We start from the raw sequence: 24985 nt of genomic DNA, 5'->3' as shown, positions 1-24985 counted from the left end.
TAATCTCTGAGAGGTACTTGGGATGAATTGCTGATTTTTTTTTATATTTGGTTTATAAATAGCTAACGTCAAAAGCAGATTTGTCCCACTTCCCGGATACGAGTGCTAGATATGCAAAATGCTAACCTACAAGGATTTCAACTTTCTCCCCAACAAAAATCCCTTTGGTTGTTGCAACAAGAAATCCAGAATTGTCCTTATCGGAGTCAAGGTGCGGTTTTAGTGACCGGGGAGCTAGATCGGGAAAAATTGGTAGCCGTACTTGCCAATATTGTCCATCGTCATGAAATTCTGCGAACCAGATTCGAGCAATTACCAGGATTGAGCCTTCCCGTACAAATTATCGAACCAAGCATCACCATTCCTTCCTTACCAAGCCATGACTTGAGCGATTTATCCCCTCCAGAACAGCAAGTCCGGCTGGAAAGCCTTTTCCAACAGATGCTAGTACAACCTTTGAGATTGGAGCGCTGTCCTAATTGGCAGCTCGCTTTAATTCAGTTAGGGAAGAACAAACACTGGCTTTTTTTGAGCTTAACTGCGCTTTGCGGCGATCGCCAATCGTTAGAGAATTTAGTTCTAGAAATCTGTTATGGTTATGCCGGACAGCCGGAGAAATTAGTTGCTGAACCTCTTCAATATGCTGATTTTGCTGAATGGCAAAATGAACTCCTCGAAGCAGAAGATACAGAATTAGGCAGAAAATATTGGCTAGACCGCGAGAAAATAGCCATGAACCGTTTTCTCCTTCCTTTTGAGAGGTCTTCAGTTCAGAAAGAAGAATTTATCCCTGAGACTATTTCTCTGAGTCTCTCCACCGCTCGTGTTGAACAGCTCGAACAACTTCTCCAAAAACTTAACGTCGAGCCAGCAGTATTTTTCTTAGCGGGTTTGCTAGTTCTTATCCAGAGAATTACCCGTAAAGAACGACTGACAATCGGGGTGAAAGCTTTCGGGCGGGACGAGGAAGAACTGTCTGGTAGCCTTGGGTTAATGGCTAAATACTTACCTCTGAACATTGATGTAGACGAAACCCAGAAACTCCCAGATTTTTGCCGACAAATTGCGGCACAATGGCAAAAAAATCGACAATGGCAGGATTATTTTAACGGTCAATTATTTTTTGCACAAACGGCTAATACTCATAATTTATTTTGGCATTCCCTTAGCTTTGACTATCGTGACAACCAGACTCCGAAATATTCGGCAGGGGGATTAGACTGGTCGCTTGAGAAGATATATTCGTGTTGCGAGCGATATAAATTAAACATATCCTGCGAAAAAAACGCCACAGAAATTAACATCAATTTCAACTACGATCGCTGTTTATATAAACAAGACGAGATCGTTCGCTGGGCAAGCTACTATCAAACCTTACTCGCTAGTGCGCTAGAGAAGCCAAGCCTTTCCCTGAGTGAGTTAGAGCTAATTAGCTCCTCAGAAACTCAAGCGCTACTCCTTCAGTTTAGCGGTGCGATCGCTGCCGAAATGGCTCAACCCAGTAGAGAAGTAGCTCAAAGACTTGGCTTGCATCAGGTATTTGAACAGCAGGTTGAGAAGACTCCGGAGCGGATAGCAGTGGCTCATGGAGGGGAAACTTTAACTTACGTTCAACTAAACCAGCGTGCCAATCAGCTAGCTCGCTACCTACAAAATTCCGGGATAGGGCATGGCGGAATTGTCGCTATCTGCGTTGATCGATCGCCTTTGATGATTATCGGGTTGCTGGCAGCTTGGAAGGTTGGTGCCGCTTATCTCCCCCTCGATCCGAGTTGGCCTCCCGAACGGCTAGCGCTCTTGCTGCGAGAAAGTCAAGCCGTCGCTATTTTAACCCAGGAGTCCCTCCAGGACAAACTGCCGCAACAAGAAGCCGCTATTTTGGTTTGGGAGCCGATCGCAGCAGCCGTTAGTGACTGTGAGGGCGAAAACTTAGGATTGCAGGTGAGTCCCGAAGATCTAGCCTATGTCATCTATACTTCAGGTTCCACAGGTATACCCAAAGGCGTTGCCATCGAACACCGACAACTGCTCAACTACCTCCAAGGAATCCTGGCGAAACTGGCTCTTCCCTCCTCAAAGGCTAGTTACGGTTTCATCTCCTCCTTTGCCGCCGATTTAGGTAATACGGCAATTTTCCCGGCTCTATGTACTGGAGGCTGCCTACAGATTATTCCCCAAAATTGCCTCAGCGATCCAGTGGCGCTAGCTGCCTACTGTCGCCAACAGGGAGGCATTGATTGCCTGAAAATTGTTCCCAGTCACCTCAAGGCACTGATTAACAATGCGCCAAATCCGGCTCAACTGCTACCACGACAGCGATTAATCCTAGGGGGAGAAGCCTGCGATTGGGAATTTATTGGACAACTTGAAGCTTTAGCCCCCAACTGCACCATTATTAATCACTATGGTCCGACAGAAGCAACTGTAGGAGTCCTCACGTATCAAATTGAACCCAACCGAACGGAAACCGAAGGGGAAACCGTTCCCCTAGGCAAACCTTTACCTAATACCCAAATTTTCCTGCTCGATTCCCACCTGCGACCTGTTCCAGTCGGCGTTTGGGGTGAATTGTACATTGGCGGTGCCAGTTTAGCGCGGGGATACCTCAACCAACCCCAACTCAATCAACAGCAGTTCAACGCTAATCCCTTCAATCATCAGCTCAAAATCAAGCGCAAACCGGAAACTTTCAAACTCAAAATCAGTAGCGGTGGCTGGTTTAGCGGCAAAAAATTTAAGCTCAAAAGCAGCACGATGCCCTTATCCACTAGCGATCGCCTCAAATTTAAATTCTCGGAACGACTTTATCGAACCGGAGACTTAGCCCGCTATTTGCCCAGTGGCAATATTGAGTTTCTCGGTCGAGCCGACAATCAAGTGAAAATTCGCGGGTTTCGGGTCGAATTAGGCGCAATTGAAACCATTTTGCGACAGCATCCGGCTATTCAGGAAACGGTGGTTGTGGCTGTAGAAGATGAACCAGGTGAAAAGCGTCTGGTTGCCTATTTTACCTCTCTGGAGTCGCCCGCGATCGCGGTGGGAGAACTCCGTCGCTATTTGCAGCAAAAACTCCCAGCTTTTGCTCTGCCGGCAGCTTTGGTTAGGCTAGAGGCCCTGCCGCTTACTGAGAATGGCAAACTCGACCGTCGCGCTCTCTGTGTCCCCGCTTGGAAGCAGTGCGATCGAGAAACTTCTTCTATCGCCCCACGGACGCCCCAGGAAAAAGTTCTCGCGGATATCTGGGCAAAGGTTCTGCGAGTGGGGCAAGTGGGCATTTTTGACAACTTCTTCGAGCTAGGTGGCGATTCCATTCTCAGCATTCAAATTGTCGCCAGAGCCAGGGAAGCAGGACTGCGGCTAGCGGCGATCGCGCCGTTTCACTATCAAACTGTGGCAGAACTAGCGGCGGTAGCCCAGCCAATGACGGGGAGAACACCACAGGGTGAGGTTGTGGGGAATGCCCCCCTAACGCCGATCGCTCACTGGTTTTTCGCGCAGCAACAGCCAGAACCCCATCACTGGAACCTGTCGATTTTACTGGAGATCCCTGCCCAACTCGATCGCGATCGCCTAGAGCAGATTTTCTCCCATCTGTACCACCACCACGATGCCCTACGCCTGCGGTTTGAACGGCAAGAGCTCGGCTGGCAGCAGTCCTATGGGGAAGCACAGAAGCAAATTCCCTGTCGCTGGTTCGATCTTTCTTCCTTGTCACCTGGCGAACAAGCATCAGCCATCGAAACCCACGCGAGTCAAATTCAGAGTAGTTTAGACTTGTCGGTTCCTCCCTTGATGAGCTTGGCTGGGTTTGATTTGGGAAGCGATCGCCCCGGTCGCTTACTGGTGGTTTGCCACCATTTAATTATTGATGGCATCTCTTGGGGAATTTGGTTGGAGGACTTTTACCGCGCCTACGAGCAACTTGAGAGCGGGGAAACAGTTCAGTTACCACCCAAAACCACTTCTTTCCAAGAATGGGCAGAACGACTGATTGACTATGCCCGCACCGAAACGGCGAAGGCGGAGTTCAATTACTGGCTAGCCAACGGCAGTCAGTCTGTATCGCCTCTGCCTAAAGATGATGACACCGGAGCGAACACTGTTGCTTCTGCCAGAACCGTCTCCGTGAGTCTGGATGCCGCCACTACCCAATCTGCCCTGGAAAAAGTAGCCGCTCGAAACAGCACCCCACTCCATGACCTGTTGTTGAGTTCGTTATTGCACACCTTCGGGCAGTGGACAGGGGAAGCCAAACTGCGCCTGGAACTGGAAGGACACGGACGAGAAACTCTGTTTGAAGGGGTGGATCTCTCCCGAACTCTGGGCTGGTTTACTGCTCGTTTCCCGGTAGTTTTTACCCTGGAGATCGGGGAACGACCCAGCCGAGACACCTTGAAATCGGTGAAAGCACAACGACAGCATATTCCCAATCGGGGCATTGGCTATGGAATATTGCGCTATCTTAGCGGGAATCCAGAAATCGTCACTGCCCTTGAAGCGCTGCCATCACCAGAAGTTAGCTTTAACTATTTAGGACAGTACGACCGCCTTTTACCCCAGTCAGACACTTTTCGCCTAGCTAAGGAATCGCGGGGAGCCGAACGTAGCTTACGCGGAACCCGCACTCAGGCGATCGCTATTGAGGCGATCGTTTTGGATGGACAACTTCACGTGCGCTGGACTTACAGCGAAAACCTGCATCGTCGCTCCACGATTGAAACCTTAGCTGAGAATTTTATCGCTACCCTCAAAGAGCTTATAGCTCAATGCCTTGCCCCAGGCGACAGTTACACGCCAGCCGATTTTCCCCTAGCCAGCTTAACTCCCCAACAGCTAGCTAGTCTCAACCAAACCTTTGCACCCCTCGCCGATATTTACTGCCTTTCTCCTTTGCAGCAAGGACTGCTCTTCCACAGCCGTTATGCCCCCGAATCAAGGCTCTATTGCCAGCAAAAAGTTTTTACCTTGCAAGGAACGTTAGACAAAACAGCCTTTAAGCAAGCTTGGCACGCTGTGGTTAATCGCCATCATAGTTTGAAGGCGGCTTTTGTTTGGGAAAATTTAGACGAACCCTTGCAAGTCATTAAAGAAACGGTAGACATTCCTTTCGAGGAACAAGATTGGCAGAACCTGTCTTTAGAAGAACAGGAGCTGAAACTACACGATTACCTCAAGGCAGATTTAGAACGGGGTTTTTCTTTGAGTGAAGCGCCTTTAATGCGAATGGCTCTCTTGGCGATCGCTAGCGATCGCTATCAATTTGTCTGGAGTCATCATCATCTGTTGTTGGATGGCTGGTGCAATTCTCCTTTGCTCGATGAAGTCTTCAAGTTACACCAAGCTTATCGTCGCGATCGAGCGTTGTCTTTGCCTGACCCCGTACCCTATCGCCATTATCTCGCTTGGCTGCAACAGCAAGATCGAACCAAGGCAAAAGCGTTTTGGCAACAAACCCTAAGCGGGATTGACGCTCCGACTCGATGGGGAATAGAACAAGACTCTTTTGGGGAAGCGAGAAATCCAGTTTGCCAGCAATTGTCTCTAGCTCCTGAGACAGCCACCGCGCTGCGATCGCTAGCCCGGACTCATGGTTTAACCTTAAATATTCTTATCCAGGGGGCTTTGGCATTGCTGTTGAGCCGATATAGTGGACGGGAAGACATCCTTTTTGGCGCAACGGTTTCTGGTCGTCCAGCCGAACTCCCTGGTGTTGAATCGGCGATCGGAGTGTTTATTAATACCCTGCCTGTGCGCGTCAGGATTCCTGGTGATATTTCTTTACTCTCTTGGCTGAAACAGTTGCAACAACAACAGACTCAGAGGTGGGACTATCAATATAATTCTTTGAGCGAAATTCAAGGATGGAGTGACATTCCTCGCCATTTGCCTTTATTTGAGATCTTTATCGCTTTTGAAAATTACCCCATTGAAACATCGTTATTGTCGGGAAACTGCGGACTAAAAATTCTCAACGTTCGTTCTTTTTCCCGCACGAATTATCCTTTCAGCGTTACGGTAGAGTTGACTCCAGACTTATCCATTGCTATCACCTACGAGCCGCAAAAATATGAAGCGATCGCTATAGAGCGAATCCTGGAACAGTTTCAAGCGCTTTTAGAGGTCTTTCCAGCTTCTATGAAAGTTTTATTATCACAAATTGATTTAATCGAGCGAACAGAAATTCAAGAACTGGTTGATAGTTTTAACGTCGATTTAGAATAAAGTAAAATTCGCGATAATTTTAGCAAGATAAAACTATGATTCAGCCCGAGCAACCAAAAATTTTAGGGATTTTAGGAGGAATGGGACCTCTAGCCTCGGCAGAATTTGTCAAAACGATTTATGAATATAATTTATCAGGGAATCGCGAACAAAATTTCCCGAAAATATTGCTTTATTCAGATCCTAGCTTTCCAGACCGCACGGAAGTCCTACTCCAGGGCGATGAGAAAACATTACTTGACCTTCTGGTCAAAAGTTTATCTCACTTGTGCGAACTTAAGGCGACAAAGATTATTATCTGCTGTATTACGGCTCATTATCTCTTACCCAAATTCCCCCTCGCTTTGAGAGAAAAAATTATTTGTTTGGTTAATCTTACGCTCGAATCGGTTTTAGAAGCTCCGAAAAAGTATTTAGTAATTTGCACAAAAGCAACAAACAAACTACAACTTTTTCAAAGTCATCCTTTATGGCAAGTTGCGCAAAATTATATTCTCTTTCCCCAAGAAGAAGAGCAAATTTTTATTCACCAAATGATTTATGATTTAAAACTTAATTTAAATCGCCAACAGGATTGGGAAAAACTCAAACATTTACAATTTATCTACCAAGTTGATGGCTTAATAGTAGGATGTACCGAAATTCACTTGCTAATTAAATATTGGCAGCGACATTCCCCAGAGTCAAACAGTAATATTTTTTTAGATCCATTAATAATTATAGCTCAAAAATTGAATAAATTTGGTCTTACTTAAACCTTTCAGGTGACAATCAGCACAAACATCTAACGCTGACTCGAAGATTGACATAAAACTGCGAGCTTTGAGAGTAACAGCTAATTTGATGTTATTATTCAGTTTAAAGTATTAGTTGACAAATTCAAGTATGAGAAAAAAGTTGATGCAACGATTCATCTTTGTGGGAGTTGTTACCATAATTTCCGTAATTATTTCTTTCTCATCTTTCGCCGTTGCCGTTGCTCAACCTCAACCTCAACCGACGCTATGGCAAGTTTATCAACAGTCGTTCAAATCAGCAAAATATGTTGATCTTACCCATGCGATCGCGCCAAATATTCCCGTCTGGGCTGGTTTTGGTTTTGCTAAATTTTCAGCTACTACCAACCCCCAAACTGGCAAAGTTTATACCTACTCAGCCAATGGTTTCGAGGCAACCCATTACGATCTTCCCACCGATCAACTAGGAACGCAACTCGATCCACCTGCTCACTGGAATCCTAATTATCCCACAATTGATGAGCTACCACCTACTTTTGCCGTCCGTCCCTTAGTTGTTATTCCCATTCAGGATAAAGTAGCTGAAGATCCGAACTATCATTTGCAAGTAGAAGATATTTTGAACTGGGAAAGAAAGCATGGGATAATTCCTGAAGGTTCAGTAGTTTTTGTGCGTTCTGATTGGTCGAAACAGTGGTCTAATCCTGAATTAGCAAGCAGTAGAAAATTTCCTGGTGTTTCTCTAGCTGCGTTGAAATTTCTGCATCTCAAACGGAAAATTCTCTTTCACGGACACGAACCTCTCGATACAGATAGTACCCCAACCCTGGAAGGAGAAGACTGGTTATTAAATAATGGTTACACCCAGGCTGAAGGAGTGGCGAACCTCGATCGCGTTCCGGAAACCGGAGCATTAGTCGCGATCGGTTATGCTAAATTTCAAGGAGGTTTAGGTGGATTTGCTCGTTACATCGCCATTTGTCCCCCTAACTGGAAATATGGGGTTTCAGTCGGGGAATTACCAGAATCTCCACTGGAAAAAGCTGCTAAACCCTTGCATTGGGATGAGAAACTTGGTATCAGAGTGCGATAACGGCTAGGGCAGCATTTTAAGAGTGTAACTTAAACAATTTCTAGTGTTTTAGGGGCTGGAATAGGTTCGCCTTCTGCTTTCCAAGCTTCCAAATACATTTCGATGACTTCTTCACCGTTACGAATTGCTTCTTCACGAGTTTTACCATGAGTGCAAGGCATAATTACGCGATCGCTAAATTCTGGAATCGTAACCAAAAAAAGCCGATCTTCATCAGACCATTGAATAATCATACTGTATTCACTCATAAATCGTCTTCCTTCCTTAATTCTTCCAATTCAGTGATTAGCTCTGCTAGTTGCTTTTCGAGATAAAGTGGTACATCATCTCCATCCTTGCCGGAAATTGTCAGCGTTTTTCTAAGGATAGGATGTCGCCAACGCTCATGGCTGCCTTTGCCACGTTTGGGTAAGTAAATAAACCCATAACGAGCAATTTGTGCTTTTAACTCTCGAATTTTCCTAGGCATGAATATTGTTTTGTCTTCTAACCTATTTTATCATTTTGTCATCCTTTGAATTTACTGTTATGCCCTGCTACTTAGTGCCTTTGCTCGCAAATGATTCAGATGTCGTCCAAACTCTCCGGGGAAAACATTTTGAATCCCACTAGAAAACACATCGTCTAAATTATGTTTTTGGACTACATCTTCTAAGTCTGATAACCAAGCACAGTATATCTCTTAATCAAGAAGTTTCTGTTTCCACTGATAGTAAATGTATTCATGGAAAATCAACCACTGCACCAACATCTCTCGATAACGTAGTCGATCGATTTCGCCATCTTGCTCAAGCTTGCGACCATAACTGTACCAAAGTTCTGCCAAATCAGCATTCTGAATTAACAGCGAATTAAAAGCTCCTGCTTGCTCTGCTAAAGATCTAGCATTTTCTGACTTGGCTAGCCTAACGCCTTCTCGCAACTGATACCAAATAAAACCCAAAGAGACAACAACTAGCACAGCTTGTGCAATTTGAGAAATGTTAGCAAGGTCTTGTAAACTCATATTTATCTACTACCAGTCCTCTCGTTTATTATAAACTTGCCACTCAGGGATTCTAGCTGCATCCGGTCAGTATACCTCGAAAAGCGAATTTCAGATTAAACTAAGGGCGTAGTTTGTCACCAGTGGAATCAGTAAAATGAAGAATTGCACTGGTGGGATTGAACAAATGAAACGACTGTTACGCATTTTTCTGAGTATTGTGCTAGCTTCCTTGATGATGTTTGTTGTCGTAGCTTGCAATAATACTAACGACAATGGCGCGATTAAAATTGGCTCGAAAGATTTCGCCGAACAGTTGATTTTAGGCGAAATGTATGCTATTGCCTTAGAAGAAAATGGTTTAACTGTGGAAAGGAAACTTAATTTAGGAGGTACCCCTATTGCACAGGCGGGATTGGTGACAGAAGCAATTGATTTTTATCCGGAGTATACTGGTACTGCTCTTTTAACAGTTTTAAAGTTACCTATTAATACGAATAAAGAACAAGTTTATGAAACAGTTTCTCAAGCCTACGCCGATAAATATAATTTAGTTTGGCTCGAACCTTCACCAATGAATAATACACAAGCATTGGTAATGACACAAGCAAAATCAGAACAATATGGCATTAAAACTATTGCAGATTTAGTTGCTAATGCTAGTGAATTAACTTTAATTGGACCGCCGGAGTTTCAGGGACGTGAAGATGGTTTACCTGGAATTAAACAAGCTTACGGTGATTTTAACTTAAAAGCGTATAAAGCTGTCGATCCGGGTTTGCGCTATCCAGGCTTAATTAATGGCGAAGCAGATGTTGCGGTTGGCTTTGCTACTGATGGCGAAATTAGTGCTAATAATTTAGTCGTTTTAACCGATACGAAAAATATTTTTCCTCCTGCACAAGTTGCACCAGTTGTCAATAATCAAATCTTAGAAAAAAATCCCCAACTTAAAACAATTCTCAATCAAATTACCGCCAAAATTACCGATGAAACAATGCAAAAACTTAATTATGAAGTGACGGGAAAAAATCGCGAACCGGCGGAAGTAGCGAGAGAATTTTTGCTTAACGAAGGTTTATTAACGGCGAAGTAATAGAGATATAGCAATCAGCTTCTCTAAACGAGGAGAAATTATGTCGAAAATTAAATTCGAGCAAGTATATTTAAAATTTCCCGGGACAAAGCAGCCAGCAGTAGATGGGTGTAGTTGCGAAATAGAATTAGGGGAATTTGTCGTCATTTTAGGACCTTCTGGTTGCGGGAAAACTACATTCTTAAAAATGGTCAATAGATTGTACGAACCGACATCGGGAAGAATCTATTTAGATGGGACAAATATCCAAAGAATTAAAGCGACAACTTTACGCCGACAAATTGGTTATGTAATTCAAAAGTCGGGTTTATTTCCGCACATGACGGTAGCCGAAAATGTTGCTGTTGTCCCGAAATTGTTAGGTTGGAAAAAGGTTAAATATCAATCTCGTGTAGATGAGTTATTAGAATTAGTTCATTTACCAACTAGCGAATTTAGAGATCGCTATCCCGCACAACTTTCTGGTGGACAACAACAGCGAGTTGGTATTGCTCGCGCTTTGGCTGCTAATCCAGAGGTATTATTAATGGATGAACCTTTTGGGGCTATTGATGCGATTACTCGCCAAAGTTTGCAGGAGGAAATGTTACGGCTTCAACGTCAATTGAAAAAAACAGTTTTGTTTGTTTCTCATGATGTGGAAGAAGCGCTACATTTGGCGGATCGAATTATAATTTTGAATCAAGGTAAGATCGTGCAGTTTGATACTCCTTATAATTTGCTTTATCAACCTGCAAATGAGTTTGTTGAGGATTTGATGGGGGGAAAAGAAAGTTTACGTCAGTTAAGTGTTTTGCCTGTAGAAAAGGCGATGAATGCTGTTAGTTCAGATTATCGAAATGAGGGAAAATATACGATTGCTAAGGAGAAAAATTTGCGCCAAGCTTTGTCAAGATTTTTGGCTACGGGTGCAGAACAATTAACGGTTGTAGATGATGGTAAAGTTATTGGGGTAGTAACTTGGAATAGTATTCGCGATGCGGCTGGAAAAGATTAATGAGATTGATAAAACTGAGCTTAATTAGATTGGGAAGTGTGGGTTGTTCGCTGAGAATTCATGCCTAAAATTGCTTGTATTTGGCTACTAACTGGATAGATAGTTTCTTCGGGAACTGGTGGCAATTCTTGGTGATTATTTTCGACTGCGGTTTTGATAGCATGAGCTAAGGGGGTAACGTCTTCAATGCCAATTATCCAGTCGTTGATGTAGCTAATGACGATTCTACCGCGAATACCGAGTTGAATGGCGCGATTTTCGCATCTTTGCAAGCGGAGATTGCGATCGCCATCCCACTGACAACGTACTAAACTATTTTTGAGGGCTATTTGCCAGTCTAATTTACTGGGATATGTTTTTGGTTCAAATTTGGTAAGCACTGCTTGAGAAAGAATTTCTTGGAAGCCGGAATGAGTTAGTTTAATCTTGAGGATGCGTTCTTGTCCGGATTTAATAGCATAACCGGAACGATATAGCATCCACCCAAAGGAGGGTTTTATCCAAGTCATGCGATCGCGCTTGAACTTTTTGCCAAATGTGCCTAAACTTAAGGCTTCTGCGGCTATTTCTGGGTTGTAAGCTTGGTAAATAAAGATTCCTTCGTTGTCGTAGTTGGCGCGAATTTGTCTTTGCATGATAGGAACAATCGGGTTATTATTCTTTATATTACACACATAATACAAAAATAACGCTAAAATTACAGGTATGCCAATTGTTGAAGTAGAAAACTTAAGTAAAGTGTACCCGGTAGCTATAAAAGAACCGGGTTTAAAAGGTACGTTAAATCACTTTTTTCGCCGTGAATATCGCGAAGTAAAGGCGGTACAAGATGTGAGTTTTTATATAGAAAAAGGAGAGGTTGTCGGCTTTTTGGGTCCCAATGGTGCGGGGAAAACTACTACTTTGAAAATGCTGACAGGATTGATTCATCCTTCGGCGGGAAGATTGCGCGTTGCGGGTTATATTCCTTTTCGTCGCGAAGCTAATTTCTTGCAAAAAATGAGCTTGGTAATGGGACAAAAACAACAGTTGATTTGGGATTTACCAGCCTTAGATTCCCTAAAAATTAATGCGGCGGTTTATAAGATTCCCGAAAAGGAATTTCAGCGACGATTAGGTGAGTTAACGGAAATGTTATCTCTCGCAGAAAAGCTGCGTCAACCTGTGCGGAAATTGTCTCTTGGGGAAAGGATGAAAGCTGAATTACTTGCGGCTTTATTGCATCATCCAGAAGTATTATTTTTAGATGAACCAACATTAGGTTTGGATGTAAATGCACAAGTAGCAGTGCGCGATTTTCTGCGAGAATATAATCGTCGTTATGGTGCAACAATTTTGTTGACGAGTCACTATATGGCAGATATTACAGCATTATGCGATCGCGTGATGCTCATCTATCAGGGTAGTTTAATTTATGATGGTAGTTTGGAGGGACTTTTAGAACGTTTTGCACCTTATCGCGAAATCCAAATTGAACTTCCAGAAAATGTCCCCGCAGACAAGTTATCTCAATACGGCGAAGTTGAATCTATTGAAGGTAGAGAAGTGCGTTTGTTAGTGCGTCGCGAAGAACTTACTAACACGGTGGGACAAATTCTCGCGCAGTTAGAAGTTATCGATCTTAGTGTAACTGAACCGCCAATAGAAGAAGTAATTGGGCGTGTTTTTCGTATGGGAGTTGTTTCGTGAAGCAAGTTTTCAGAAAAATCGTAACCTTACTTACGGTTTACTATGCTTATATGCTCGAATATCGGGCAGAATTATTTTTATGGGCGTTATCTGGTTCTCTACCAATTATTTTAATGGGTGTTTGGATTGAGGCATCTACTGAGGGAAATTTTGGCTTGGGACCGCAAGATTTTGCTCGTTATTTCATTACGGTCTTTTTTGTGCGACAATTCAGTATTGTCTGGGTAATTTGGGATTTTGAAAGGGAGGTTTTGGAAGGTACTCTTTCGTTTCGACTTTTACAACCTTTAGACCCAGGTTGGCATCATGTAGCTTCTCACGTTGGGGAACGTTTCGCACGTTTACCGTTTATTTGCGTTTTGACAGGTTTGTTTTTCTTATTGTATCCGGATGCGTTTTGGTTACCAAGTTGGAGTCAAGGGTTATTATTTTTGTTAGTGTCTTTGTGGGCGTTTGCGCTGCGGTTTATTATTCAGTATACATTTGCGATGTTTGCTTTTTGGACAGAAAGGGCTAATGCTTTGCAACAATTTTGGTTTTTGTTTTATTTATTTCTTTCGGGAACGATCGCACCTTTAGAAGTTTTTCCCCCATCAGTACGCGCGATCGCGCAATTTACCCCTTTTCCTTATTTAATCCACTTCCCGGCAGCAATTTTAGTCGGTTTACCTGTTAATATAGCTCAAGGAATTGTTGTCGCGATCGCCTGGTTTGTCTTATTTTTCTTCCTCAATCGTTGGTTATGGCGACGCGGTTTGAAACAATATTCTGGTATGGGTGCTTAGTACAGTTATCAGTTATCAGTTATCAGTTATCAGTTATCAGTTATCAGTTATCAGTTATCAGTTATCAGTTATCAGTTATCAGTTATTAGTTACCAGTTATCAGTTATTAGTTACCAGTTACCAGTTTATCTCCCAATTCCTCCTTGTCCTCCCCCTCTTCCTTGTCCCCCTCTCCCAATTCCCAATCCCCTGTAGAGACGTTGCATGCAACGTCTCTACATGATAATCTAGCCTAAGCGGGTTGCTGTACAGATTTTTCTGGTGCGGGTCTGGTTGCGTCTCTGGTTTCTGTGGTTTCGCCTTCCCCAATTGGTGAAAACTCAATATGATTGAGTAGGGTGGTTACGAAAGCAAAGAGTAAGAAAGGTAGAGACAGTACGAGAATTAAACCCACTGTGGCTAAAGCGTAGATTTGACGAGTGCTACTCCACAAAGCGAGAGTTGAAGCAAGGCTGATGAAAATTACAATCAACCAGACGATAATCTGACCATAGATATCGCCAAATGTCAAGGTACAACTCATCCGGTATTTTTGTGGTTCGTTATCCATAGTATTTCCTTAAACTGACTTTTAATTTTTTAGGTTAGGGCTATGCCTTGGTTTTAGACGATTTTTAAAGATTTTTGAAAGACTTGCAACATCAATTTACAATCATTGAGAAATACAATTGTCTTGAGATCGAAGTAACTCCAGTTACGCACTTACTAAGATTTGGGGAACAAAAAAGGCTTTCTTCAACGTCAAAAAAAAATAGTAACTTTTTTTTCCCGATTTAGCGAGATCCGTTGAGAAGTAAGGAAAAAAGCCGATTGATAGCAGTACATGGGAGAATCAATTTTCGGTTCAAAATCTAACTCTGGGAAACAACGGCATCACATCGATCCGCCTAAACTTTGGATCGGTGCGATCGCAGGATCTATTATTATTCACGCGATCGCGTTTTTTATGTTACGTTCGCTACTGTTTACCGAGAAAGCAGCCGCTAATGTAACTCAAACAGCAATTCCGATTGAGCTTGTTACCAATTCAACGGAAATCACTGACAGCAACGAAAAAGCTTCGTCTCCCCAAACGGTTGCTCCTTCTCCTCTTCAACGTAAAGTAGCTAACCCAAAAGTTACCACTACCGCAAGTGAGATAAATTCGGAAATCTCCTCACCTCAGCCACAATTTCCCAAAAAACAGGTGGTAGTTACTCCCACACCTCAGAAAAATGCCGAGAACCCCCCTGAAAAGCAAAAACCTTCTTTTCAAGCCAAAAAACAATCAGAGAAGTCTTCTCATTCACGAGAGACAAAGCTCAAGCAAGAAATTGACACAGTTTCCCAACCACCAGATATTCTTACCAAAGATAAAAGTGAGTTAGAAATTGCTTCTCAGCAAGACACAATTACTAAATCTGAGTCACAAACAGTTACTCAACCTGTGGAAGTAGAGACAAATTCCGACTCACAAACAGTTACTCAACCTGTGGAAGTCGAAACAAATTCCGACTCACAAACAGTTACTCAACCTGTGGAAGTCGAAACAAATTCCGACTCACAGACAGTTACTCAACCTGTGGAAGTCGAAACAAATTCCGACTCACAGACAGTTACTCAACCTGTGGAAGTCGAAACAAATTCCGACTCACAGACAGTTACTCAACCCGTCGAGACAGTGGAAGTCGAAACAACTCCCAATAATCTTAGCGATCGCACCGAAAGCGAAACTGCCGCAGGTATTATGGTGACAGTCGGAGCATATCGTCTCACCGACCCCAATCGTGACGTTCCCGACAAACTAGCCCAACTAAGACAAAATAGTATCAGTGTCGCTAGTGAAGAAATTCAACCCCTAGGAATCAATGTCGAACGAGTGGTACAAGTAGAAGTAGTAGTCTTGATTCGACCAACTGGAGAAGCAAGCGTCGTTGGTAGTCCGCGCATTTTGCAAGGAAGCATCACTGTTGACGCAGCCCAAGTTTTAGCTACCAAAATCGTGCAAAGAATGGAATTTGAACCAACCTACATGGGTTCGTCTCCCGTAGCTCAAGCATACTATCTCCCGCTCACGATTAGCCCCAGTCGAAATTAATTTATCTGAGCTTGGCAAAATTGGCGATCGCTGTGTTATGATAACGATCGGCGGAAAAAAACCGCGCCATTAATTGCGGGTGTAGTTTAGTGGTAAAACCTCAGCCTTCCAAGCTGATGATGGGGGTTCGATTCCCCCCACCCGCTTAAATGTTACCGATTTATTTCTCGGCTCTAGCTTAACGTTATCCTGAAGGGGGAGTCTCCGTGCTGCCTTCTTTGATAAGTACAACTTTGAGGAAACTGAATTTTAGTTTGAATCTTTCTAACTTTCATTCTCAATTATTTGACAAAAGCTGCGAATTATTATCAATTATCTCAACGGGCTTGCGTTATTTCAGCGATTTGGTATCATAATATGTACAGTTGTAATTTGCTATTCGTATACCTAGACGTAAATTTAGCGCCTGAAAAGCTATTAATTTCATTGACATCGCCTCATCTTGATGAAAAATTAGACTCAAAATCCTGAGTTGCGGCGCTTTTTTTTGAAACCACGATTTTCCGTTGTTTTGACAAAAATACCAAAATGTGGTAGGGGAAAAATTTAACAATTTTATTCAAAACCACGCGGAGAGGAAGACCAACGCTTAAGCTGATAATTATCAGAAATCTGCATAACTAAACTGGGATTAGTGTTGTCACCGAAATCAGCGATCGCGGCTAATGACGAACCTATATCTTGACGAAATTCGTTATAGAGAATTTCCCCACTATCGGCAAAGATAATCGTTCGCGGTCGATATTGGTTTTTTTCCGTAGTTTCGGTAACTTCTGCGGTTGCTGACTGCGGTTTGGTTGCTAATTCTTCATAAATCGTCAGTAAAGCTTCCGGCTTATCGTTCCCGGTTAAATCAACGGGACGCACCGACCAATGTCCCATTGATTCGATTAATTTAGCTAAAGGGGGTACTTCGTCTAAACTACGAGTTTCGCTAGTTTTGACTTCTCGCCAGAGGGCAGGTAGAATCAACGAAACCCACTCAGGTTGAATTTTATATAAATCGCGCAATGTCACCGCACCAGGTTCTAACCAACGGAAAGCCGAGTTAGTGTGAGCGAAGAAACGAGTTGGTTTGTCAGTTTGAGGTTGATCGCCCAAAGCGAGTAATTTTAGCGTACCATTGTTAAATTGTACAGCTTGCACGGCTGCTGGGGAAGATACCGAACGTCCATCAGGAGTCAAGACAGTAACGTTAATCCAGGGGTCAACATCCAAACCCAAAAGTCGCCAAAGTTGCTTACCGGGGGCATAACTAGCTAATTGTAAATCACTAAAAGGTGCTTTCCGCCAGCGCTGACCGTCATAAAAATCAGTAACTTGAATTTGATACCAACTTTGTTGGGGTTGGAGAGGAGGTAAATTAGTTTGTTCTGACGGTTGTAACCATTCTCCCTCAACCGACTCCACAGCCACAGCCGCACCGACAATTTTACTAATATAACTACCAGTTTGGGAAACGATCGCTAAATCTAACAAGTCAAGTAATTCCGTAACACGAGGACTAGTTGAAGAGGGAGATAACTCTTGCAGCCAAGATTTCGCCGCCTCGCGATTTTTTTGTACCGTTAAAATTAATGCTCCCCAAGCTTGCCAATTTTCATCATCAGGAGTAAATTTTAAAGCAGTTTGAGTGCGTTCCCAAAGTTGGCGATCGTCATTTTTGAGGAAATTCAGAATTTCTTGGAAATTAGCGTTTCCCGTTATCGCTGCTTGAAACACAGATAAAGCATCAGCAGGACGACCATCAGTGAAACAAGCAAAAAGTTGCTGTGTAGGACTAGCCCATGATTGCTGACACTGAGACTGAGTAATTGCTGCGTGCATGCGGATGGTATCTAATTGTGCTTCAGCAGCCAAAGACCAAGCTTCAGCAGGAGTTTGTTGTTTAATACTGAGTAAGCGTTGTAAAGCTGGAGAAAACAAGCCTCGATCGGCTAAAGTTAAAGCTTGACGATAATCATCGAGAAAGAGATTAATTTCTGGTGGCGGTTGATTGAGGAGAACTTCTTCGAGATAAACTGGATTGGGGACAAAATTACGCGGTTGGAGACGATAAACTTTGAATTTGGGTTCTAAACCAATCGTATGATTAACAACTAATTCCTCAGTATCCCCACCAGTTACTTGCTGCCAGCGAGGAAACTCTCCTGTCGGAGAAGTCCATTGCAGCATTTGCGACAAGTGCATTTCTGCGGGATTGTAATGAACAATTAACCCGTAAGCAAAAGTAGTATCGTTGCGGATTAACTCACCACTCAAATTCAGCCAAATGCCCGGTACAGGTGCATTTTTAAACAAACTTATTTGCCTCAGAGGTTGAGGATTAACCGAAGCAACGGTTTCATTATTGTGATGTAGTAAAGGAGAAACGACAAAAGTTTCGTTCATTTCAGTAAGTTCAACTTGACTTACCAAACGATATTTTGGTTCTGATTCCCCAAGGGAAGTAACAGGTTGATAAACCCGCAGTTGGACAATTTCCGCACAACCTTCGCGACAAGTTGGGGGAGAAACCCATAAAGGGATTAATAGTTCCGATGCGACTGAGATGGGTTTACCCAACTGAAAGCCCTGGCGAGCCAAATTAGTCCTAATTTCTGCTAAAGTTTGAGGAGGATTGCGTACAGCTACAGGAATGCGCGTCCAACTGGGTAAATAACGATTTAGCCATAATCCAGCATCAGGGTTAATAATCAGAAGCAGACTCAACCAGACACCACCAGCGATCGCGCCCATAGCTAACAACAGAGTTGCGATCGCCGCCAATTTTGCGAAACCTTTTTGTTGTCGAGACTGAGTTTGACGAGTTTCTCCCGATTTTAGTGAAGATTGAGATTTACGCTTAATCGTTTTGGAGGTGGTCATAGGTTTGGTGCTTTATTGGTGGTGAGTAACTGATAACTGAATTACGATCCGACTAAGAATCACAAACAAGTTGTTCGTAACGCGAACCTGCACGTTCCCAAGTATATTGCTTCTCGATCAGCGATCGCGCATTTTGGGAAAGTTTTTTTCGCAAAGCCGGTTCGTCAAACAAACGCGAAATGCTGTATATATATTCTTCAAGGTCGTTAGCTCGCATTGCCCGTAGAGGTACATCTGCACCATCAACTGCCAAACCTTCCAAGCCGCGATCGCTACCGACAACTGGTATGCCTGCTGCCATTGCTTCGAGAGTTTTATTCTTAATTCCGAATCCAGTACGCATCGGCACAATGCAGATTGTTGCTTGATGTAAATAATCGACCATCGACGGAACTCGTCCGGTTACTGTTATACCATCAATTGTGTTTAATTCTTCTACTTCAGCTACCGGACGCGCCCCAACTAAGTCTAAACTGGCATCAGGATAGCGTTTGCGAATTTCGGGGAATACCGACAAACTAAAAAAGCGTACCGCGTCGATATTCGGTGCATTATCCATAGCCCCGATAAACACCAACTGTCGTCCTCCGGGATCTTGCGATCGCATGGGAAATAGATTTAAATCGACACCGTTGGGAATCACGCTAATTTGCGCATCCGGATTCAACACCTTCAATTGTCGCTTATCTACTTCCGTTGTCGCCGCGATCGCCGAAAATTTTTCACAATACTGTTGTTCGTAACGACGTAACAAAGGCAAATTCAAATTGTCGCGCATCTTATTTTCTGAAGTTTGGGTTTCCAGTTGATGCTTACAAGTACCATACACCGAACTATGAATATTCACCACCGCACGCAATTTAGTTTGCCATTCCGGACGCACGTAAATTTCGTTAACGCTATGTTCGCTAGTTATTGCTGCAAAATTACCTGTTGCTACAGCTTCATCAATCCATGCTTGCATTACTTGAGAATAACTCGAACGAACGCTAGGAGGTATTCCCTGCTGAATAAACTGACCAAAACGCTTTGCCTTACCCAGAATACCTTGTTTTGATTCCGAATCAGTTGGACGAGGAAAAACCTTTAATTCTCGAACAAATTCCCCTAATCTAGCAATTTCCTCATTAGTAACATCCTCACTACGTTGCGTTACCAGCGTCACCTGGTGATTTTTACTCAAATATTTCATCAAATGGAAAGTACGCACCTGGGTTCCTCCTTTCGTGGGAGGATAAGGAAATGTTGAAGAAATCATTAAAATTTTCATCACAACTCCTCGCTAATCTCAAATTTTTGATTATCTCTGCTCGAAGAGAATACTTCAGCTTATAACCCTTTTTAGCGCTTTCTTCCCGGATGAGCTACTATAGCTACAAGATATTTCAAACAGGAGTGTATTTTATGACCTCTCAGGGAATTTATACTCTCGCAAACGATAATGTTTACGACCAACTTGTTGCTCTCCTTAACAGTATCGAAGTTAACGTCAGTAGCCAAATCCCAATATGTATAATTCCTTACGACGATCGCCTCGAACTTGTCAAACAAGAAATAGCATCCCGCCCCAATGTTACTCTTTTTGAGAATACTGAATCAATTCAACGCTGGGAAGATTTTGCCCGGGAAGTTTGGGCGGTTCATCCTCGAGCAAAAGAAAAAAATTTGCAACTTACTCCTTGGTATCAACAACATTTACAAAGAAAATTTGTAGCTTTTGATGGTGATTTTGATAAATTTGTTTTTTATGATGGCGATAGTTTAGCGATGAAACCGCTAGATGATGTTTTTGCCAAACTAGATACCTATGATTTTGTCTTTGATGATTGGGAACACAAAAAACCAGAAGCATTTGCTTCCTTAAATATCTCTCAGATTGTGGCTGTCAGTAGTTATCAAGCAGAAGAAATTAGATCTAAGCTACATTGCGGCAGTTTTTTTGCTTCTAAACGAGGTTTATTTTCTCCAACCGAAATCGCCGCTTTCAAGAAAAAGCTAATTGCAGATCGAGAAATTAATTGGATTAATGAAAAAGGTTGGTGGGATGACGTTTTTTTATTTAATTATTTAACCTTACGTGCGGAAAGTTCCATCTTCAACTACACTCTTAGTCCCAATAGTCAAGAACGCACGGGTAACTGTGCTAATGCAGATCCTTTGATCGATATTGACAATATTCTTTATAATCAGCAAGGACAAAAACCGATTCATCGCATTCATTATATGGGTTATCCTTATCAGGATTTTACCAATTTAGCCAAAGGAAAAGATGTTGACATTCCTCATAAAAATGTATTCTTACATTATCGCTTTCTTAAGGAACCAGAAAATAAGCCTGAAAAATTCCAATATCCCAACTTGCTTCAAAAAACTAAGAAAAAGATTTATCAATTTGGACGGAAATTAAAAGCGAAAATGTATAATCAATTCAGGAGATTTAGGTAAAAACTGCTAGTTGACGAGGTTAGCTTCAAGAAATAAAATGGCAAAAATAAGTGTATGTATACCAACTTTTAATCGTGTTAACTTGCTAAAAACGGCGCTGGAAAGCGTTTTCCAACAAACAACTACCGACTGGGAATTAATTGTTTGTGATGATGGTTCCTCGGATGAAACCCCAAAGTTAATGTCTCGCTATCAGGAAAAAGACGATCGCGTAAATTATATCCGTCATGCGGAAAATATTGGTAAAAGTAACAATATGCGCTCTGGTTTTGCGGCTGCAACTGGCGAGTATTTTCTTAAGTTTGATGACGACGATCGCCTCACGCCCGAATTTCTTGCTAAGACCAGTGCTATCCTAGATACACACCCTGAAGTGGATTTTGTCGGGACAGATCACTGGATAATTGATATTAATAATCTCCGGGACGAATCAGCAACCAAAATTAACTCGCAAAAATGGGGTAGAAGTCAACTCGCAGAGGGAATAGTTGCAAATTTATTAACAGTTGTTTTTGTCAGACAAAGCTTTCAAATTGGGGCAACTTTATTTCGCCGCGCGACTTTACAAAAAGTCGGTTATATGCTACCAAATATTCAAAATTGCGAAGATAACGATTTATTTGTCCGTTTAGCCTTAGCAGGAAAAAGAGGTTATTATCTTCCGGAAAAATTGATGGAATATCGGGTTCACGCCGAACAACAAGGAATCAAGCGAGCAATACCTTATTTAAGAGATAAAATTAACTATTTAAAAAACTATCAATTCGAGTCAGCAAAACTAGAGAAAATTCGTCAAGAACGGCTGTCAGAAGCGCAATTAATGTTAGGATTGCGTTTAATTGAAACTGGAGAAACCCGAGCGGGACGAGAATTAGTTAAAGCAGGTAAATCTTTCTCTCCCTCAAAAGCGAGAACAGGGTTAGTTTTGTCGTGGTTGCCGTTAGGAATCAGAAAAAAAGCCTTTGAAACTTTGCGGAGAGGAAAATCGTCTTAACGTAAGTAGAAGTAGTTACTAGCAGAGTGGCGATCGCCACTGCGCTAGATTAGAAAGGATAACTACAAAGGCGATCGCATGGACGTTAAACAACTCAAGTTTCTCCTGAGACTAATTAGCAAACCAGACTACCAAGCATCAATTACCGAACTCAAACCGACCTCTGGGACAAGAGCCTCAGAACGCGATAAAATTTGTCGCGAATTGCGCGCTCTTAATTTGGTGGAAGCACCCGAAGAAGTTACAAAACTTAAAATTGAGCCTGCCGGAAAAGCTCTCCTCGAAGCAGATGCGGCGGAATTACCTTTAAGCAAAGACGAATTAAAAGCACTCAAAGCCAGTGCGAAAGGGACAATTAACCCTAGCGACACGAGAATTCCCACCGACACCCGCCAAAGCGTCATTCAAGCTTTAGTTGAGCGAGGTTTGATTAGCGCACTCAAAACCCAACTCAAAGAAGTGAGATTGACAGAGCGAGGAAAAGAATTTTTACTGTACGAATACAACCCCAGTGGTCCGGGAAATACCAACCTGACACAAGATTTGTTGGCAATTTTCCTGAACTTTTTCCGTCAGCAGATGAAAAAACCTCAGTCATCAGCAGTACGAACTGAACCAAGTTTACCTGCTTTTGCAGACAAACCGAGCGATGAGCAAATTCTACAAGCGATCGCTGAATTAGACCGCACATTAGGTACAGATAACTACTTGCCAATTTTCCACTTGCGATCGAAATTACAACCGCCTCTTTTTAGGGAAGAATTAGATGAAGCGCTTTATCGGCTCGAAAAAAACGACCAAATTCAATTGAGTACGTTACAAGAAGTTAGTTCTTACACCCCCGAACAAGTTCAAGCCGGAATTCCGCAAGATATAGGCGGTCCATTATTTTTCATCATCGTCAACTAAAATTTTCTCTCTCAACTTGTAGTCAATTTGTTAGCCCTCACACAGTCAAAAATGCCATCTATCGAAGAAATTATCCAACAGGAAGTCAATCCCTTTGACTCCACAACCCTTTACTCAAGTAACTTTTGGCGAGAACAACAAAACGAAGAGACAAACGTCAACTCAATTCATCAGGACGCGATCGCCACTGTCGAAAAATTACTCGCTCAAGTTGCGAAAGACAATCGTCCCCGCAGCTTAATTCTTACAGGTGACGTAGGTTCTGGTAAAAGTTATCTCTTAGGACGCTTAAAAAAACAACTCAATCCCAAAGCCTTTTTCGCCTACATTGACCCTTGGCCCGATAGCGACTACATTTGGCGGCATATTCTTCGCCAAACTGTTGATAGTTTGCTCCACATTCCTGAAGGTCAAGAAGAATCCCAATTGCTTTTGTGGCTAGGAAGTTTATCTGCCTTAAGAAATAACAGCTTGGTAAAAAATATCTTCGGTGAACGTCGGACATTTATCCGCAATCTCCGAGCAACTTATCCCACTGATATTTATAATGCCAAAGAATTTTTCAACGCGCTTTATCACCTTAATAATCCAGAATTACATCCAATTGCCTGTGAATGGTTACGCGGCGATGACTTGGATGAAGAAGATTTACAACTTTTAGGTGTAAAAAGTTCCAACAACAGCGAAGATGCTGCGAAAAATATTCTGAATAACTTTGGCTTTATTTCTCGCGACTCACAGCCAATTGTCTTGTGTTTTGACCAACTCGATAATATTCCTCGGCTAGACGATAATCATCTTGACTTACAGCCTTTGTTTAATGTCAATTCCACTCTTCACAGCCAATATTTCAACAGTTTTTTGATTATTATTAGTTTAGTAACTAATACTTGGAGACAGCACGAATCTCGTATTCAATCAGCTGACAAAGTCAGAGTAAATGCGGGATTATTTAACCTCAAACCAATTACCTTAGACCAAGCCGAAAGCCTTTGGAAAGCTCGTCTTTATCCTCTCCACGCTCAAGCACAACCCAAGCAAGCAGATCCTCTTTTTCCTCTTTCGAGAAAGCTTCTTGAAGAGAAGTTTCCTCGCGGGAAAACTCTCCCTCGAATTGCTTTAGCTGTAGCCAGACAGGAATATCAAAAATATAAAGACAGTTTAATTGGTATTGGTGTTTATCCTGAAAATATAAATAATCAAAATGGCTCAACGTCGCTACCCAAATCTAAAGAAAAAGATCCTATAGCTGAATTCCAACTAATTTGGCAACAAGAATACAAAAAAATTCAATCTCGGATTAGCAAACTCAACCTAATAGCAGCACCCGAATTAATCCGAATGCTACAAGAAGCTTTGTCAGCTTTAGAAGTAAAAGAAATCAAACCTAAGCTTTTAAGCGGCAAAAGTAGTGTCAATTCTTTTAGCTATCAACATCCCCAACAAAACAGCAGAGTAGGAATAGTTTGGACAGAAGATGCTAGCATGAAAACTTTTTACAGCGTCATGAAAGCTTGCGAAAAAGTAGTTAACACCAAAGATTGCCAAAAGTTATACTTAATTCGTAATGCAAGTCTGGGGAAACCTAGTTTAGCAGGTAATCAAATTCACCGACAAATATTTTCTAATCCCGAACATTCTCACCTGCGAGTAAATCTCACTTCGGTTCACAAACTAGCAACTTATCACAGTTTAGTAAACTCGGCTTTGGGTAACGAATTGGTAATTAATGACAAAGCCATTAGTTTAAAAGAATTAGAAACTTTAACTCGTGAAGCAGAGATTTTTAATGACTGTAAATTATTACAGGATTTAGGAATTGTTTCTGAGAAAGAACCTACCAATGATAACGGTAAAGAAGATCGAGAAACTAAAGAATTTATCTTGAATATTGCTAAGACACAAGGCTACTTAGCGAGAAAGACTTTAGTAGAAAAAACTCTACACAATTACGCTGACTTAGAGCAAGCCAAAATTAGCGAAATAATCGACCAGCTTTGTCAGGAAAAACAACTAAAAGTTTATAACCCTGAGAAAGTATCAGACCAACAATTTATTGTCTACCTTCCCAAACCCTAGTTAAGCAAA

19 protein-coding genes and 1 tRNA gene are annotated in these 24985 nt (G+C 42.3%); 13 read left to right on the top strand and 7 right to left on the bottom strand.

Annotation, left to right across the window (positions count from 1 at the left end):
- The first annotated feature begins 111 nt into the window (after positions 1-111).
- The 3 genes from G3T18_RS25215 to G3T18_RS25205 all read left to right on the top strand — a co-directional run bounded on the left by G3T18_RS25215 (position 112) and on the right by G3T18_RS25205 (position 8052).
- Positions 112-6222 carry a non-ribosomal peptide synthetase gene (locus tag G3T18_RS25215; RefSeq protein WP_224413348.1) on the top strand — a complete coding sequence of 2037 codons (6111 nt, stop codon included), beginning with the start codon at positions 112-114 and terminating at the stop codon, positions 6220-6222.
- A 35-nt stretch (positions 6223-6257) separates the two neighbouring features.
- On the top strand, positions 6258-6977 hold the full coding sequence (locus G3T18_RS25210) for an aspartate/glutamate racemase family protein (protein ID WP_224413347.1): 720 nt from the start codon (positions 6258-6260) through the stop codon (positions 6975-6977).
- Positions 6978-7122: 145 nt separating this feature from the next.
- Positions 7123-8052, top strand: a complete 930-nt coding sequence (locus G3T18_RS25205; protein WP_224413346.1) for a cyclase family protein — start codon at positions 7123-7125, stop codon at positions 8050-8052.
- Positions 8053-8081: 29 nt separating this feature from the next.
- On the opposite strand, the gene G3T18_RS25200 is transcribed toward G3T18_RS25205, so the two are convergent.
- From G3T18_RS25200 to G3T18_RS25190, 3 genes are all read right to left on the bottom strand, one after another.
- On the bottom strand, positions 8082-8300 hold the full coding sequence (locus tag G3T18_RS25200) for a type II toxin-antitoxin system HicB family antitoxin (RefSeq protein WP_224413345.1): 219 nt from the start codon (positions 8298-8300) through the stop codon (positions 8082-8084).
- A complete protein-coding gene (locus tag G3T18_RS25195) occupies positions 8297-8521 on the bottom strand; it encodes a type II toxin-antitoxin system HicA family toxin (protein ID WP_224413344.1) in 225 nt (74 codons plus the stop codon). The genes G3T18_RS25200 and G3T18_RS25195 overlap by 4 nt, the downstream gene beginning before the upstream one ends.
- Positions 8522-8734: 213 nt before the next feature.
- Entirely contained in the window at positions 8735-9058 is a 324-nt protein-coding gene (locus G3T18_RS25190; protein ID WP_224413343.1) for a hypothetical protein, read from the bottom strand.
- Positions 9059-9194: 136 nt separating this feature from the next.
- Here G3T18_RS25190 and G3T18_RS25185 point away from each other — a divergent pair, with 136 nt between their 5' ends.
- Positions 9195-10133 carry a glycine betaine ABC transporter substrate-binding protein gene (locus tag G3T18_RS25185; RefSeq protein WP_224413342.1) on the top strand — a complete coding sequence of 313 codons (939 nt, stop codon included), beginning with the start codon at positions 9195-9197 and terminating at the stop codon, positions 10131-10133.
- A 40-nt stretch (positions 10134-10173) separates the two neighbouring features.
- Complete coding sequence (locus G3T18_RS25180) at positions 10174-11130, top strand: ABC transporter ATP-binding protein (RefSeq protein WP_224413341.1); 957 nt, start codon at positions 10174-10176, stop codon at positions 11128-11130.
- 20 nt (positions 11131-11150) lie between these two features.
- Here G3T18_RS25180 and G3T18_RS25175 read toward each other — a convergent pair whose 3' ends face one another.
- The gene (locus G3T18_RS25175) at positions 11151-11765 is read right to left on the bottom strand and encodes a DUF4291 domain-containing protein (protein ID WP_224413340.1); all 615 of its coding nucleotides are present in this window, start codon (positions 11763-11765) and stop codon (positions 11151-11153) included.
- A 70-nt stretch (positions 11766-11835) separates the two neighbouring features.
- Here G3T18_RS25175 and G3T18_RS25170 point away from each other — a divergent pair, with 70 nt between their 5' ends.
- Both G3T18_RS25170 and G3T18_RS25165 read left to right on the top strand, forming a co-directional pair.
- Positions 11836-12819 carry an ABC transporter ATP-binding protein gene (locus G3T18_RS25170; protein ID WP_224413339.1) on the top strand — a complete coding sequence of 328 codons (984 nt, stop codon included), beginning with the start codon at positions 11836-11838 and terminating at the stop codon, positions 12817-12819.
- Complete coding sequence (locus G3T18_RS25165; RefSeq protein WP_224413338.1) at positions 12816-13604, top strand: ABC-2 family transporter protein; 789 nt, start codon at positions 12816-12818, stop codon at positions 13602-13604. Before G3T18_RS25170 ends, G3T18_RS25165 begins: the two co-directional genes overlap by 4 nt.
- 232 nt (positions 13605-13836) lie before the next feature.
- On the opposite strand, the gene G3T18_RS25160 is transcribed toward G3T18_RS25165, so the two are convergent.
- Entirely contained in the window at positions 13837-14154 is a 318-nt protein-coding gene (locus G3T18_RS25160) for a hypothetical protein (RefSeq protein WP_224413337.1), read from the bottom strand.
- 273 nt (positions 14155-14427) lie between these two features.
- On the opposite strand from G3T18_RS25160, the gene G3T18_RS25155 reads away from it, so the two are divergent.
- The gene (locus G3T18_RS25155; RefSeq protein ID WP_224413336.1) at positions 14428-15681 is read left to right on the top strand and encodes a hypothetical protein; all 1254 of its coding nucleotides are present in this window, start codon (positions 14428-14430) and stop codon (positions 15679-15681) included.
- 75 nt (positions 15682-15756) lie between these two features.
- Positions 15757-15827 (top strand) — tRNA-Gly (locus tag G3T18_RS25150).
- Positions 15828-16236: 409 nt separating this feature from the next.
- On the opposite strand, the gene G3T18_RS25145 is transcribed toward G3T18_RS25150, so the two are convergent.
- Positions 16237-18549 (bottom strand): tetratricopeptide repeat protein, encoded by a 2313-nt coding sequence (locus G3T18_RS25145; protein WP_224413335.1) that lies wholly within the window; start codon positions 18547-18549, stop codon positions 16237-16239.
- Between the two features lie 52 nt (positions 18550-18601).
- Positions 18602-19819: a glycosyltransferase family 4 protein gene (locus G3T18_RS25140; RefSeq protein ID WP_224413334.1), complete on the bottom strand. Its 1218-nt coding sequence runs from the start codon at positions 19817-19819 to the stop codon at positions 18602-18604.
- Positions 19820-19953: 134 nt separating this feature from the next.
- On the opposite strand from G3T18_RS25140, the gene G3T18_RS25135 reads away from it, so the two are divergent.
- The 4 genes from G3T18_RS25135 to G3T18_RS25120 all read left to right on the top strand — a co-directional run bounded on the left by G3T18_RS25135 (position 19954) and on the right by G3T18_RS25120 (position 24976).
- Positions 19954-20994 carry an Npun_R2821/Npun_R2822 family protein gene (locus tag G3T18_RS25135; RefSeq protein ID WP_224413333.1) on the top strand — a complete coding sequence of 347 codons (1041 nt, stop codon included), beginning with the start codon at positions 19954-19956 and terminating at the stop codon, positions 20992-20994.
- 37 nt (positions 20995-21031) lie between these two features.
- A complete protein-coding gene (locus tag G3T18_RS25130) occupies positions 21032-21988 on the top strand; it encodes a glycosyltransferase family 2 protein (protein WP_224413332.1) in 957 nt (318 codons plus the stop codon).
- Positions 21989-22066: 78 nt separating this feature from the next.
- Positions 22067-22897, top strand: coding sequence for a hypothetical protein (locus G3T18_RS25125; RefSeq protein ID WP_224413331.1), 831 nt, complete (start codon positions 22067-22069; stop codon positions 22895-22897).
- 51 nt (positions 22898-22948) lie between these two features.
- On the top strand, positions 22949-24976 hold the full coding sequence (locus G3T18_RS25120; protein ID WP_224413330.1) for an AAA family ATPase: 2028 nt from the start codon (positions 22949-22951) through the stop codon (positions 24974-24976).
- The last annotated feature ends 9 nt before the right edge of the window (positions 24977-24985 follow it).

The sequence above is a fragment of the Oscillatoria salina IIICB1 genome (genome assembly GCF_020144665.1).
Taxonomy (GTDB): Bacteria; Cyanobacteriota; Cyanobacteriia; order Cyanobacteriales; family SIO1D9; genus IIICB1.
The sequence above is the reverse complement of the archived record's forward strand: the minus strand, read 5'-3'. Positions and strand labels throughout refer to the sequence as shown.

Coding starts and splice junctions, on each gene's coding strand:
- G3T18_RS25215 (WP_224413348.1), top strand. CDS start 112: ATGCAAAATGCTAACCTACAAGGATTTCAACTTTCTCCCCAACAAAAA.
- G3T18_RS25210 (WP_224413347.1), top strand. CDS start 6,258: ATGATTCAGCCCGAGCAACCAAAAATTTTAGGGATTTTAGGAGGAATG.
- G3T18_RS25205 (WP_224413346.1), top strand. CDS start 7,123: ATGCAACGATTCATCTTTGTGGGAGTTGTTACCATAATTTCCGTAATT.
- G3T18_RS25200 (WP_224413345.1), bottom strand. CDS start 8,300: ATGAGTGAATACAGTATGATTATTCAATGGTCTGATGAAGATCGGCTT.
- G3T18_RS25195 (WP_224413344.1), bottom strand. CDS start 8,521: ATGCCTAGGAAAATTCGAGAGTTAAAAGCACAAATTGCTCGTTATGGG.
- G3T18_RS25190 (WP_224413343.1), bottom strand. CDS start 9,058: ATGAGTTTACAAGACCTTGCTAACATTTCTCAAATTGCACAAGCTGTG.
- G3T18_RS25185 (WP_224413342.1), top strand. CDS start 9,195: ATGAAGAATTGCACTGGTGGGATTGAACAAATGAAACGACTGTTACGC.
- G3T18_RS25180 (WP_224413341.1), top strand. CDS start 10,174: ATGTCGAAAATTAAATTCGAGCAAGTATATTTAAAATTTCCCGGGACA.
- G3T18_RS25175 (WP_224413340.1), bottom strand. CDS start 11,765: ATGCAAAGACAAATTCGCGCCAACTACGACAACGAAGGAATCTTTATT.
- G3T18_RS25170 (WP_224413339.1), top strand. CDS start 11,836: ATGCCAATTGTTGAAGTAGAAAACTTAAGTAAAGTGTACCCGGTAGCT.
- G3T18_RS25160 (WP_224413337.1), bottom strand. CDS start 14,154: ATGGATAACGAACCACAAAAATACCGGATGAGTTGTACCTTGACATTT.
- G3T18_RS25155 (WP_224413336.1), top strand. CDS start 14,428: ATGGGAGAATCAATTTTCGGTTCAAAATCTAACTCTGGGAAACAACGG.
- G3T18_RS25145 (WP_224413335.1), bottom strand. CDS start 18,549: ATGACCACCTCCAAAACGATTAAGCGTAAATCTCAATCTTCACTAAAA.
- G3T18_RS25140 (WP_224413334.1), bottom strand. CDS start 19,819: ATGAAAATTTTAATGATTTCTTCAACATTTCCTTATCCTCCCACGAAA.
- G3T18_RS25135 (WP_224413333.1), top strand. CDS start 19,954: ATGACCTCTCAGGGAATTTATACTCTCGCAAACGATAATGTTTACGAC.
- G3T18_RS25130 (WP_224413332.1), top strand. CDS start 21,032: ATGGCAAAAATAAGTGTATGTATACCAACTTTTAATCGTGTTAACTTG.
- G3T18_RS25125 (WP_224413331.1), top strand. CDS start 22,067: ATGGACGTTAAACAACTCAAGTTTCTCCTGAGACTAATTAGCAAACCA.
- G3T18_RS25120 (WP_224413330.1), top strand. CDS start 22,949: ATGCCATCTATCGAAGAAATTATCCAACAGGAAGTCAATCCCTTTGAC.